The organism is Streptomyces sp. NPDC051452 (genome assembly GCF_044454765.1).
In the GTDB taxonomy this organism is placed as follows: domain Bacteria; phylum Actinomycetota; class Actinomycetes; order Streptomycetales; family Streptomycetaceae; genus Streptomyces.
The window spans coordinates 22036-34760 of the sequence record NZ_JBITEB010000027.1 but is presented as its reverse complement, the minus strand read 5'-3'; the positions used below and the strand labels follow the sequence as shown (position 1 = coordinate 34760).

The following is a 12725-nucleotide window of genomic DNA, read 5'->3' as shown; positions in this document are numbered from 1 at the left end:
AACGGGGAGAGAGCGGACACAGATGGCATCACGGCGGGACGAACTCAACGCCTACACCTTCGCGAAGCGCCGTACGCTCGCAGCATTTCTGCGCCCCTCCGCCTCCGGCTCGGAGGAGGGTGCACCCAAGCCGCTGAGCGCATTGGTGCCCGGTCTGGTCGTCGGCGCCGTGGTCCTCGCGGTGTTCGGTGCCATCGGCATGTTCAGCCCGACGGCCCCCAAGGGCTGGGACGATCCGGAAGAACACGTCATCGTCGCGAGCAAGTCCACCACTCGGTACGTCGTTCTGAAGACGGGCAAGCAGAAGCAGCTTCACCCGGTCCTCAACATGGCCTCGGCGAAACTGCTCCTGGACCCGAGCAAAGCCGATGTCATCACCGTCGACGAGAAGATCCTCGACAGCGGCAAGCCCCCGCACGGCGCCACCATCGGGATCCCCTACGCCCCCGACCGCCTGCCCTCACCGGACGAAGCCGGGACCGCCAAGCGCTGGGCGGTGTGCGAGCGTCCCGGCGACGGCGGGCGGGCCATCCAGAAGGCGGCGTTCGTCCTCGCGAAGAAGGAATGGTCCAAGACGGAAGGGGCCGCACGGCTCACCCGTGGCGACCTGATGTACGTCGTCGGCCCGGACGGCAAGACCCAGTACGTCGTCGACGCGCGGGGCACGGTGTACAAGATCGCTGATCCGGGTGACAAGGAACTGCTCACGGCCCTCGATACCCAGGGGCGCGCTCCTCAGCGCGTCACCCAGCAGTGGCTGGACACCCTCCACAAGGGTGACCCGATCGCCATCCCGCCGATCGAGGGCAGGCCCGGCGCCAAGGCCGGCGCATCCCCCCTGCTGCGGCAGTACGACAAGGTCGGTGAGGTCGTCAAGGCCCTGGACGGCCAGGCGATGCGGTATTTCGTCGTGCTGCGGGGGAAGGTGGCCGGCATCTCCGAGTTCACGGCCACCCTCCTGCTCAACAGTGGCGCGCTCGTCGGCGTGGGACAGGCGGGTGAGGCACAGCAGGTCAGTCCCGCCGCGGTCGCCGACAGCACGCCGTTCGACGGGAGCCGGAACTGGCCGACGTACAAGCCGAGGACCGTGAACGACGGCTCCAGCACCACCAGCGGCCGCAACACGGTCTGCAACGTCCTGCGCTCGGTGGCCGCGAAGGGCACGACCACTCTCTCGACGTGGGCGGGCAAGGACTTCCCCACCCAGCTGCCCACCGGCTCCTCCAGCGGGTACGTCACCCCCGGTTCCGGTCAGCTCTACCGTCAGTTCCAGGGCACGGAGACCTCCGTCGGAGGGGTCTTCCTCGTCACCGACACCGGGCTGCGTTACGCCCTGCAGTCCAACAGCGACAGTGCCACCGACGACAAGGGCATCGGCACCTCGGCCAAGAAGCGCAAAGAGGAGCTGAGCGAGGCGAAGATCGCCCAGACCCACCTCGGCTACGAGAAGGTGACGCCCACACCGATCCCGTTGGAGTGGTCGAGTTTCCTGCCGACGGGCCCTCGCCTGTCGGAGGCGGCGGCGCGGCAGCCGCAGGGTTCGTAGCGGCGGGGGAGGAGAACGAGCTCATGCTGAAGCCAAGGACGCCGAGGGCAGGGGTCCCGGGCGTCACGACCCGGGCAGTGGTCGTGGCCGCCGCGGTGGTCCTCACCGCCGCCACCACGGTGGTCGCTCTGCCCGCTTCCCCGGCCCGGGCGGACGACGGCCAGTGCACATTCCCCTCGAAGCCGTACCCGGGCCGGCCGTGGGCGCTGCAGCGCGTGAACCTGGACGAGTTGTGGGCGCAGTCCACGGGCAAGGGCGTTCGGGTCGCGGTGATCGACACCGGTGTTGACGTCAAGAACCCGCAGCTCGCCAAGGCGGTGGAGGCGTCGAAGGGGAAGAACCTGCTGCCCGCCAAGAACGGCAAGGGCGAGAAGATAGAACGCGGCAACAACTCGGGCACCACGGACACGGTCGGCCATGGCACGCGCGTGGCGGGCATCATCGCGGCTCGTCCGATGAAGGGCACGGGTTTCGTGGGCCTGGCCCCGGGCGCGACGATCATCCCGGTCAAGCAGAACGACGCCGAAGGCGACGGCACCGCGGGAACGCTGGCCGCGGCGATCACCTACGCGGTCCAGGCGGGTGCCGGAGTCATCAACATCTCCCAGGACACGGCCAGGGCGCTCGACCCGAAGGACTCGGCTCTCAAAAGCGCCATCGACAACGCCCTTCTCCGGAATGTCGTGGTCGTGGCCTCGGCCGGCAACGACGGACTGGGTGGCAACGTCAAGGTGACGTATCCGGCGTCGTACCCAGGTGTCCTGGCGGTGGCCGCCTCCGACCGCAACAACGAACGGGCGCCCTTCTCGCAGTCGGGAGACTTCGTGGGCGTCGCCGCGCCGGGCGTCGACATGATCTCCACAGTGCCGGGCAACGGCCACTGTTCGGACAACGGCACCAGCTTCTCCGCGCCGTACGTGGCGGGCGTGGCGGCCCTGCTGAAGGCCAAGTACTCCAAGTGGTCGGCCCAGGAGATCGTCGCCCAGATCGAACAGACCGCCGAGCGCTCGATCCCGGGACATGACCGGCTGGTGGGCTGGGGGGTGGTGGACCCGGTGAAGGCGTTGACGGATGTCGATGCCGCGCACCCCGTCCAGTCACCCCAAGCCGTGAACGGCATGTCCAAGGGTGAGGCCCCGTCTGTCAGACCCCTGCACTTCGGCGAGACGGCGGAGGAACGGAACACCCGCCTGGCGACGTACGTCGCGGTGGGCGGCCTGGTCCTGGTGGCGGGGCTGAGCGGTACGGCGGTGGCGGTCAGGGACGCACGGCGCAGGCGCGGACCCCGACGGGGGCCACGGACCTCCTGAGCCAGACGAGGTCAGGGGCATCGAGACAGGTTCCGGCAAACGGTGGTCCCCAGAGTGCGGCCGGGCGAGGGAGGTCCTTCCCATGCCGGGAAAAATCATGCGGACCCGGACGGTGCGGGAAACCGAGCTCATTCCTCGAAGCCGGGCCAGTTGACCTTGCTGATGGATGGGAGGGCGCTCGGAAGATTGGTGTTGTTCTTGCAGGCGGCCTGCTCTGCGACATCGCGGGCCAGCTGGAGCATGGCGTCCACACCCACCTTGCGGGCGTCGGCCGCGGACAGGCCGCTGCCGTGCATGGGTCGGGCCAGGACATCCACCTTGATGTACCTGTCCCGCTTCATATATGCGGGCGCGTCAGCGGGGAGATCCGGGGAGCACTCGAAGAACACCACCTGCGAAGCCCTGAGGTAGTACGCGAGAACGCCCACGTCCAGCCGGCTTCGCGGCTCGTCGCCGTGAGCGTCGGACGTGGGGAGGTCTTTGAGGGGAAGAGCGTCACTGTTCCAGGTGATGTCGACGTCGAGAACAGTGTCCAACCCGCCCGCGTCCTGGGCCTCGTACTGGCAGTGACTCGGATAGTGGTCGCGGACCGTCCGGAAATCATCCTGCTGGTGCAGGAGTTTCTTGCCCGGACCAAGGAGTTTCTGCAGGGTGGCTTGACGGGGCGTGCCGTTCCAGCATGGTTTAGCCGGGGCCTGGAGCGCTTTGGCCCCGTCGTCGTCCGAACGGGCCGTCCAGACGTAGACGCTCGCTCCGAGAACCGCCAGGATCACTACGACACAGAGCGCTGCGGCTCTGCCGGACATTTTTCCGACGCTCATGTCTTCCCTGCTTGATCGCTCGCCCGATGAGACTTCGCCGACGACGGGTGGACTCGGCTCACTTCGGGGGGTTCCGCTTGTAGTAGTCCTTGGCTTCTCGCTGGAGCTCCTTGCCGTGATCGAAGCCCTCGCCCGTCTCCTGGGTGACGGAGCGGCGCATGTCCGTCGGATCCACACCGTCTGGAGTGCCGGCGACTCCAAGTCCGTTCGTCGCCTGGTCAAGAGCGTTCTGCCGGGCGTTGAAGGAGGACTCTCCCGCGGTGTGCGCCGTCTCGGCGGCGGTGTTCCGTTCCGCGCCTTCGACCATCTCGCCCACGACCACTTCCGTGACGCCGTTGATGACCTCACCGGCGATGGGAACGCGCTCGGTGGCGAGACCGACCGTTGAACCGAAAGCGGTGTTGAACAGGTCCGCCCGCTTCTGCAAGGCGTCGTTGTAGTCCTGGTCGCTCTGCTGACCTCCGGTGACGATCTGGTCGTGCCGTGCCCCGGAGAGGATGCCCTCCACCGTCCCCGTGTTGTAAGCGGTGTGCTTCAGGTTCTCCGAAGGGGTTCCCGCGAACTTCTCGGGATGGGCAACGACATCGTGCATCACTGCGGCCGAGTGGTTTTCGGCGCCCAGAGTCGCCTCCGCGTACCCATCCGGGCTCCGGCCGACGGTGTCGAGGAACTCCGCGGTGGCGAGTGCGCTCGTGAACTTGGTGGGGCTGCCGTACAGGTCGTCGAAGTCGTCGGACTGGCTCAGTGTCGAGTTGACTTCAGGCATGTACTCGCCGGCCATCCGCCCGAGACTGTCGGCCATCGTGTCGTCGGCCAGCTTGGGGTTGCCCGCGACGGCGTTGACGACCTGGTCCATGATGTCCCGCCGCTGCTGCGTGTGTTCGGGGTGAGGACCGACGTCACCGTGGTCGTACGGAAGCCCGGACACGGCCGCTTCGAGGGCGTGCCCCAAGGCGTCCTTGCCAAAGATCTCCGGGTTCTTGGCCGCGAAGGGAGCGGTCATGTCGGGGATCCACTCGCGCGCCCCGTCGCCCTTGCCGTCGGTCCCCATGCCCATCAGGTAGTCCAGATTGGACATCTGCTTGCCCGGTCCGGCGACATTGGAGTGGAAGAAGCCGGTGGCGGCATCCGGATTGCGGCCGTAGGCCTCCAGCAGACCCGTGATCGGATCCCAGCCGCGGCCGCCTCCCGTGTCGGCATTGAGACCGAAATCCTTCATGCCGGCATAACTTCCGTCGGGACGGCCCCAAGCACCCCCTTCCCGTTCGTACGCGAGCATGTCGTTGCCGACCTTGTCGAGGAAGCTCTTGGGATACGCCCCGTGCCGCAGAAGCGTGCCGAGTACCTGGTACCCCTTGGGGACCATCTGGTTGCCCCGCATCTGGAGGTCCAGGTCGCTGCGCCCCACGCGCATGAGTTCGTCGGTCCATTTGTCGCCCAGGCCGGGCGTAGCGGTGGCGAGCGCCGTACCCATGCTGTCCTGGATGCTCCTGGCGAGCCGCAGTTGTTCCCCGCCTTCCGCGGTGCCGTCGAGCGAGAGCTGCGCCTGGAACCGCAGGGCCCCCTCCGGGCCCAGTCCGCGGTACAGGTCCGTCGCGAACTCCTCGTCGTGGGCGTTGTATTTGACCAGTGTCTGGAGTTCCCGAAGCTCGTCGGTGGAGAGTTGCTTGCCTTCCTTGTAGAGCCGCAGACTCTTCTTGGCCAGTTCCTCGGCGCGTTGTTCCTGAGCGTCGTCGAGGGACGCGTAGTTCTCGTGGCCGAAGTTGAACTTGTCGCTGCCGTGGCTCTTGCGAAGGGCCCGGCTCACCGAGTCATCGATCTCTCGAGCCTGCGAGACGATCTCGGCGAGGCGATCCGCAAGCTCATGGGCCGTGTTGAGTTCGCTCTGCGTGTGAGTGTCGTCGGTGGTGCGATCATGCGGGTAGAAGACGTGCACCGTACCGTCGCCGGAGTCGGTGACCTTGAGCCCTAGTTCCGGGGCTTCGGTGTGCAGAGCGGTGTTCAGCTTCTTCTGCAGGGCGACGAGCTCGCCGCAGGCATCGTCCAGGACGTGGTAGATACTCGCGGCCTCGGCGTGCGCGTCGGAGAACTCCTTGGCCGTCTTCTTGACGAACTGCCGTGTCACGTCGGCGTTCACGCCGGCCCACTGGGCGCCTTCCGACTTCGCAAGCAGGCCTTTCCTAGCCCTTTCCGCGAGCTTCTCGAGACTGTCGACGATCTTCTTCCAGTCGGCGACGGAGGCCTTCAGCTTTCCGAGGTCGACCTCGGACAAGTTCGTCATGGTGATGCCGGACAAAGCCGCCCCCGTTTTACTTGAAGTACTTGCCGAGTTCCGAGACCGACCTGCCTCTGACCGCTGCCGCGACCTCCGCGTCGTCATTCGCGTGCGACTTCTTCGAGAAGTCGAGGTGGTTGGAAATGAGGGCGCAGGCATCCAGCAGCGCGTTCACCTGACTCGTCCAGGTCTCGGCGGTCAGCGAAAGGCTGCCGCCCAGGGCGAAGTTGGAGTGCGAGAGCTCTGCAGCCGCCTGTGCCGTGTGGCCGGACCCATGCGAGTCCACGCCCATGCCCGCCACATCGGCCTGACTGTGCAGGTCCCTGTGTAGTGAGTAGGCCTCATGCCCGACAGCTCCAAGGTCGTCCTGCTGCACAACCAATTCGGGTGAACCGCCGCCGGCATCCGGTACGTGGTTCAGTTGCATGCTGGTTGATCTACGCTCGGCTGCCTGGGTCTTGAGCTGTTCCCACTCTTCCCATGCCACTGTGGACCTCCCCCGTGCATGAACAACAGAACCGGCCAAACAGCAAGGGAACCTAGCCGTTGCGGCTTCTCCGTCGCAAGCGTCACCCGCGTGCAGCGGATGCTGTCGGTCAGGCCGCCGGACTCGGCCGCCAGTCAGCGCGCGAGGAACCGATTCGGCCTTCAATTAACGCCTTGGCGACGGCGGTTGCCGGCCTGTGCATGTGGCCGATGGGCGGTGGAGGTTTGGTGAAGGTGCCGAGCGGACGGCGCTTTGTCGACTCCGGGTGCGCCACGGCGGTCTTCCGGGTGTGCAGTGCGGTTTCGCATGGCGAGAGTCGACGCGTGTCCTCGTTTACTGCGAACCGGCAAGTCGGGCAAATCATGGCACCCGAGGCCGGTCGTAACCGACTTAACACACAAGCTCGGTTGGACCGGTTGAGCCGGTTGACTAGAGTGGTAAAAGGCGTTGTGAGACGCGGCTCGCTTTGCGATCGTACGGTGGGCCAGTGGACAGTCCTCGACCCGGTCGGGCGATGGACTAACGGGGAAACGGGGAGGAGCGTCGTGCGTCCGGAAGACATGGTGGGGGGCGTGTCGGCGGCCAGGGCGGCGGACCTGGAAGCCAGCGGTGAGGCGCTGCAGGAATTCGTACGCAAAGTGGACCATGTCCTCAAGACGCTTGAGTCGGGAGCCGGTAATCCGGCGAAGGTCGGTGCCCAGACGATCAAGGCCACGTCTCTGACCGCGGGCGCGGAGAGCGTCTTCCCCGAGGCGCACGGGTTGTACAAGCAGTACAACCGGGTTCACACCGAGCTCACGACCTTGTCCAAGACGCTGCACCTGCAGATCGAGGCGATCTCCATCGCCGTGCAGGGAGCCCAGTCCGGCTTCGACAGCCTGGAAGAGCATCAGCGTCAGCGGTTCTGGGCGATCCAGCACCAGATCGACAAGGCCCAGGGCGCCGAGGGCGACAAGCAGCGCACGGGTACCGGCACCAAGTTGGAGGCGTGACGATGGCCGACAAGCACGCGGCAGATCTCAAGCGGGTCGACTCGCAGAATCACGTCACCGACTTCGTCCGCGGTGTCGAGGAGGGTCCGCAAGTAGGCTTCCTCGACGGCATCGTCCGCTCGGCGGTCGGCGTCACGCCCTTCGGCCAAGCACTCGCCGCGAGGACGGACTTCGAGAAGCGCGACCTTGATCTCAACGAGATGATCGACATGGTCGAGCAGACCGATCCGGAAGACCTGGAATCCTCGGGCAAGGCGTTGTGGGACGCGCGTGACGCCATCAAGAAGGCGGCGGATGAGCTCAGCGGCCACATCGACAAGGTGCACTGGGTCGGTCAGTCCGGAGAGGCGTTCCGTACCTGGGGCGGCAACCTCGTCAAGAACACGCACCATCTGAGTGACTTCGCGGGAGCGGCGGGCGACCAGATCACCGCCGCCGCCGTGGGTCTGGCGTCGGTACGCGGCGCCATGCCCGAGCGAGACGCGAAGTCCGGCCGGAAGCGCCCCGAGAAGTTCACGGCGGCCGAGAAGACGGCGGACAAAGCGGAGTACGCCGCTGCCGTGAAGGTGGAGAAGGACCGCCAAGAGGCGATCAACCAGATGAACCGGCTGGCGTCGTACTACGCGGTGTCCGAAGAGGTGCTGTCGGCCCTGCCCGCCGAGGGTAAGGCCCCGGAGTTCACGAGCATGCCGGACGTGGGGGTGCCTCGGCCTCAGCAGGTTCACGATGACCGTCCCGTGTCGGTGGCGGGCCCGCACGGGAGTGGGAGCAGCGGCACGCCGATTTCCTCGGGCCATCACTCCGTACTGCCGGCCCATGACGTCACACGGCACACGACAAGCGAGAACGCGCCGCCCACCAGGCACATCCCCGAAAAGACGCTGCACCCTGATCAGACTGTCGGTACCCACATCGACAGCACTGCGCCGCCCCCTACGGCTACTCCTGCGACTGGTCACACTCTGCCGGTCACGGGCACGCCGCCCACAAGCGGAGGCCAGTCCACCGTATTCGACGGCCCCTATGCGACTCCGATTTCCAATCGCGCGCCGGGACGCGGACCAGGCGGGGGTGGTGGATTCCGCACCTCTCCGTCCGGCCAGGGCCGCTCCGGTGCGTCCAGCCTGAAGAGTCAAGGCTCTGGACGGGCCGTGGGACAAGGGTCCACAAGCCAGATGGGTCGCGCCGCGTCGACTGCCGAGTCCGGGGCCAAGGGTGCGGCTTCCGGAGCGAAATCGATGTCCACGGGCCGAGGGGTCACGGGTGGTACGCCTCGGGCCGGCGGTGCCGGGGCACCGGGGATGAACGGTAGGCCGGCCACCGGGGCCGGTCGCTCCAACGGAGTTGTCGGTGGGCGCCCCACGACCACCAGCGGTGGCTCGGCGAAGGGTGGAGCTCGGATCCCTCGTGGCACGGTCATCGGTGGTGAAGAATCCTCGAATTCCCGCGGCGGGGTCGGGCGTTCAGGCCAGCGAGGCGTTTTCGGAGCTTCCGAGCCCACGGCACGGACTGTCTCGAAGGGAGCCGGCTCCCGAACTGGAGCAGGTACCTCCGAAGCCGTCACGGGCAGGCCGACCGCGCGTAACTCCGCAGCGGGGGCCGAACGCAATGGCTTGACACGCGGCGGTGCCGGTCTGGTGCAGGGCCGTAACGGTCGACGCAAGGACGAAGAAGAACAGCAGGGATCGCAACGGCCTGACTACCTGGTCGAAGACGAAGAGACACACCTGCCCGACAAGCCCCGGCGCGATGTGCCGCCGGTGGTCGATTGAGCACGAGCGAGGACACAGAAGACGATGAAGTCAGGGATCCGTCGACGAGCCGAGCGGGCTACGTCCGACACAGTGCGCAACGCCAGGCGAGTGCGCGCCGTGGGCGCGGCCGTCGGCGTCCTGGCGACCGTCGCCCTTGGCCTCGCTCCGAGCGCCGCCGCTTCTGACGTTCAGCCGAAGCAGTGGTATCTGGAGCCGATGCAGGCCGAACAGATGTGGAAGGTCAGTACGGGGAAGGGCGTGAAGGTCGCTGTCATCGACAGTGGAGTGAACGCGAATACCCCATCACTTAAGGGGCAGGTCCTGACCGAGGAAGTCCCCAAGTCGGTCGCGTACCGAGCGACGGACGATTACCTCGGTCACGGAACGACCATGGCGGAGCTGATCGCCGGTACGGGAGCGGGGGGTGGCCTCAAGGGTTTGGCCCCGGGGGCGAAGATCATCCCGTATCGGTCCGTGTTCGACGGATTCAAGGGTGGGGCTGAGGAGAAGAGGAAGACGCCCGGCACCACGGAAGAGATCCGCGCGGCAGCCGATACTGATGCGAAGATCATCAACATGTCGTTCGGCGCAGAAGGGCCGAGTTCCGAAGAGAAGGCTGCGATTCAGTACGCCGCTTCGAAGGGCAAGCTGCTGATCGCGGCTGTCGGCAATGACGGCCGCAAGGAAGGAAACGGGGACGACATCGGCTACCCGGCCGCGTACTCGTACGTGCTGGGCATCGCCTCAGCCAACAAATCCCTCACGGTCTCCAAATTCTCCTCCTCCGGAAATTACGTGGATCTCTCGGCCCCGGGCCAGGGATTCCCCGGATGGTGTGACGCGACCTTCCGCTCGTACTGCGACAACGTGAACGGCACGAGTTCGGCGGCCGCGATCACCTCGGGGGCCGCCGCCCTGATCTGGTCCGCCCACCCGGACTGGACGGTGAATCAGGTGACCCGTTCCCTGATCGACACGGCGGGTCGTACGTGGGCGAAGAACGACCCCAGCAGGTATGCCGGTTACGGGTTCATCCGTCCGCGTCTGGTCCTGGAGAACCCGAAGTACGGCGCGGGCCCCGCGCATGTCGACCCGCTGGCGAAGTACAACGACGGCGATCTGCTGGCGAAGTCCGGAACCGCCACGTCACCCTCGCCTTCTGCTTCTGCATCAACCCCGTCACAAGCCCCGGGAGAGGGTTCTTCCGGCAATACCTCGGCGGCAGGATCAAGCACGGACTCGTCGAACGACAGCAACACGCTCTGGGTCGCCCTCGGCGCCGCCGCCGCGGTCATCGTGATCGGCGGTGTGGGTGTGGCCGTCATGCGGGCGCGGCGTGCCAGGTGACGCCGTGAGCCGGCCTTAGCCCCGCGTTGTTCGAGCAGGGCAGGCAGTACGTCCCCCGCGCCGTGCGGCACTGAGCGGTGTGGGACGAGACAGTTTGACCGAAGAGACAGAGACAGAAAGGGCGGGCTGACATGGCCGGCGGCAAGCAGAAGCTTGAAGATGCAGCAGTAGTCCATCTGCAGAAGCAGATGGTCGAGAAGTACGAGGGCATCCAGAAGCGCGTGCACGGACTGCAGGGCGTGATCGACGGACTGGAGGGTCAGTGGCACGGTATCGGCCGTGCCGCGTTCGACCGGAAGCAGTACGAGATCAACGAGTCTCTGCGGAACATCGGCAACATCCTCGGTGACGTCGTCGAGGCGATGACCTCGACGCGCAACATCAAGGACAGCAAGGAAGACGAGGTGCGCGCGGCCGTCAACAAGATCGACCTCCAGGACGGCGCTTCCACGGTTCCTACCTCTGCCCTGAACTCCTACTGAGTCGAGCGAGACACCGGACGGCTGCCGGGCAGCCGGCGCATCCACCAGGCACACACCAGCGAGACGAGGAACAGGCATGGCCAACAACGGTGAGGGACTGTCCGTCACTTATGACGGTCTCGACGTCGCGGCGACCAAGATCGGTAATGAGGCGAGCCAGCTCGAGCAGGATCTGCAGGAGCTGCGCAGGCTGGTGGTGAGCAGCCTGCAGTACTGGGAGGGTCAGGCCCAGGACACCTTCAACGAGAAGCTGCACCGCTGGGACAAGGAGGCGAACGACATCCACCAGGCCCTGACCGGTATCGGCCATGTCGTCGCCCAGTCCGGCGGTACGTACATGGAAGGCGACAAGAAGGCGGCCGGCTACTTCCGGTAGGCCGCGGCTCGCAGCAGCATTTGGCAGGGTGGGCGCGCGCGGGAGGCGCCCACCCTTCCGCTGTGCCGAGCGGAAAAGGTGATGGTCGGGCGCGGTGAGGAAACGGGGAGAGACGTCATGCTTCCGAAGGGCATGATCGGCAGACGGGTGTGTGGGGCGGATGCGGTCGTCGGTGCCCTGACAGCCGTGACAATGGGCTTCGTTCCGAGTACCGCCGCGTCGAAGTCGAACTACACCGGCACAACCAGGATCCCCCTCGACGCCGTCCCCGCAAAGGTCGTGATCGGCGGTGCGGCCCTCGCCGTCGTACGATCCCTGGACGCCAGGTGACGTCTTCGAGCGCAACCGGTACCGGCCCGGACTCGCGCGGCAACCCGCGCCGGATCGGTCCCTACACCGTCGTCACCCGGGTGGACACCGGTGTGACGGCACACACGCCCGTCTCCGAGCACCGTTACATCGCCCGTAGCCCGGACGGCGACCGGACCGTGCTGCTCAGCAAGCCTCTGGAGACGGTCGACCCGCAGCGCTTCATGACCGAGGCCGACGTCTCCCGCTATCTGTTGGGGCCCTGGGTCCTCCCGGCCAACGAGCTGTCCGCCCCGGGCGAACCGGCCTGGCACGCGCGTCCGTACCTCCCCGCGCTGCCGCTGCCTCTCGCTCTCGCCGTGCACGGCGGCCCGCTGCCCGAGCGGACGGTGCGCGCTCTGGCGGTCGCGCTGGCCGAGAACCTCTCCCTGATGCACGGACAGAATCTGTCCCACGCCGGGCTCTGCCCGTCCTCCGTGCTGATCGCCACGGACGGCCCCAGACTCACCTGTTTCGGTGCCGTACGGGCCGCCGCGCCGGACGGTGCCGCACGGAAGGACCTGCCCGGCCTCGATCCCGGCAGTCTGCCACCCGAGCAAGCCGCGGGCGGTCAGCCCCGTCCCCTGGGCGACGTGTACGCGCTCGGCGCGACGCTGGCGTACGCGGCCACGGGACACACCATGCCGGAACGTGAGGAGCTGCCTTCGGCGCTGCGCACCCTGGTCGCTCGCTGCCTGTCTCGCGACCCGGTTCACCGGCCTCAATTGTCCGAAATCGTCGGTGAGTTGCTGGGCGATGCCCGGGTGGGCGCCCCTACCGGATTCGCGGCGCCCACCCGGGCGGACGCGCTGCTCGGACCCGGGTGGCTGCCCGCACGACTCGTTGCCGCAATCGTCCACCAGTCAGCGTCCGTGCTCGCCGCGGAGGTACGACTGCCGGCGCGGGCGGCATCGCCGGCACCATCGTGGCCGCCCCCCGGAAGCGGACCGTCCCCGGCACTCCACCCGAGCCGTTGACCCCGGACCC

The 12725-nt window shown here is 66.9% G+C and carries 12 protein-coding genes; 9 read left to right on the top strand and 3 right to left on the bottom strand.

Annotated elements, in window-relative coordinates; translation table 11 throughout:
- Positions 1-22 precede the first annotated feature (22 nt).
- Both eccB and mycP read left to right on the top strand, forming a co-directional pair.
- Complete coding sequence (gene eccB, locus ACIBA9_RS36960) at positions 23-1546, top strand: type VII secretion protein EccB (RefSeq protein WP_399369989.1); 1524 nt, start codon at positions 23-25, stop codon at positions 1544-1546.
- A gap of 23 nt (positions 1547-1569) precedes the next feature.
- Positions 1570-2856: a type VII secretion-associated serine protease mycosin gene (mycP, locus tag ACIBA9_RS36955; RefSeq protein ID WP_399369987.1), complete on the top strand. Its 1287-nt coding sequence runs from the start codon at positions 1570-1572 to the stop codon at positions 2854-2856.
- Positions 2857-2984: 128 nt separating this feature from the next.
- Here mycP and ACIBA9_RS36950 read toward each other — a convergent pair whose 3' ends face one another.
- Genes ACIBA9_RS36950 through ACIBA9_RS36940 form a run of 3 tightly spaced genes read right to left on the bottom strand, consistent with a single transcriptional unit; the run spans position 2985 to position 6439 of the window.
- Positions 2985-3677: a hypothetical protein gene (locus tag ACIBA9_RS36950; protein WP_399369985.1), complete on the bottom strand. Its 693-nt coding sequence runs from the start codon at positions 3675-3677 to the stop codon at positions 2985-2987.
- Positions 3678-3735: 58 nt separating this feature from the next.
- Positions 3736-5949: a hypothetical protein gene (locus ACIBA9_RS36945; RefSeq protein WP_399369983.1), complete on the bottom strand. Its 2214-nt coding sequence runs from the start codon at positions 5947-5949 to the stop codon at positions 3736-3738.
- A 37-nt stretch (positions 5950-5986) separates the two neighbouring features.
- The gene (locus ACIBA9_RS36940; protein ID WP_399369981.1) at positions 5987-6439 is read right to left on the bottom strand and encodes a hypothetical protein; all 453 of its coding nucleotides are present in this window, start codon (positions 6437-6439) and stop codon (positions 5987-5989) included.
- 545 nt (positions 6440-6984) lie between these two features.
- Between ACIBA9_RS36940 and ACIBA9_RS36935 the strand changes: the two genes are divergently transcribed.
- The 7 genes from ACIBA9_RS36935 to ACIBA9_RS36905 all read left to right on the top strand — a co-directional run bounded on the left by ACIBA9_RS36935 (position 6985) and on the right by ACIBA9_RS36905 (position 12715).
- Positions 6985-7431 (top strand): hypothetical protein, encoded by a 447-nt coding sequence (locus tag ACIBA9_RS36935; RefSeq protein ID WP_399369979.1) that lies wholly within the window; start codon positions 6985-6987, stop codon positions 7429-7431.
- Between the two features lie 2 nt (positions 7432-7433).
- Complete coding sequence (locus tag ACIBA9_RS36930; protein WP_399369977.1) at positions 7434-9203, top strand: hypothetical protein; 1770 nt, start codon at positions 7434-7436, stop codon at positions 9201-9203.
- A gap of 90 nt (positions 9204-9293) precedes the next feature.
- Positions 9294-10532, top strand: coding sequence for a S8 family serine peptidase (locus ACIBA9_RS36925; protein ID WP_399370017.1), 1239 nt, complete (start codon positions 9294-9296; stop codon positions 10530-10532).
- Between the two features lie 131 nt (positions 10533-10663).
- The gene (locus tag ACIBA9_RS36920; RefSeq protein ID WP_399369975.1) at positions 10664-11014 is read left to right on the top strand and encodes a WXG100 family type VII secretion target; all 351 of its coding nucleotides are present in this window, start codon (positions 10664-10666) and stop codon (positions 11012-11014) included.
- Positions 11015-11090: 76 nt separating this feature from the next.
- A complete protein-coding gene (locus ACIBA9_RS36915; RefSeq protein WP_399369973.1) occupies positions 11091-11390 on the top strand; it encodes a WXG100 family type VII secretion target in 300 nt (99 codons plus the stop codon).
- A gap of 192 nt (positions 11391-11582) precedes the next feature.
- A complete protein-coding gene (locus ACIBA9_RS36910) occupies positions 11583-11720 on the top strand; it encodes a hypothetical protein (RefSeq protein WP_399369971.1) in 138 nt (45 codons plus the stop codon).
- Positions 11717-12715, top strand: coding sequence for a serine/threonine protein kinase (locus tag ACIBA9_RS36905; protein WP_399369969.1), 999 nt, complete (start codon positions 11717-11719; stop codon positions 12713-12715). Before ACIBA9_RS36910 ends, ACIBA9_RS36905 begins: the two co-directional genes overlap by 4 nt.
- Positions 12716-12725 lie beyond the last annotated feature (10 nt).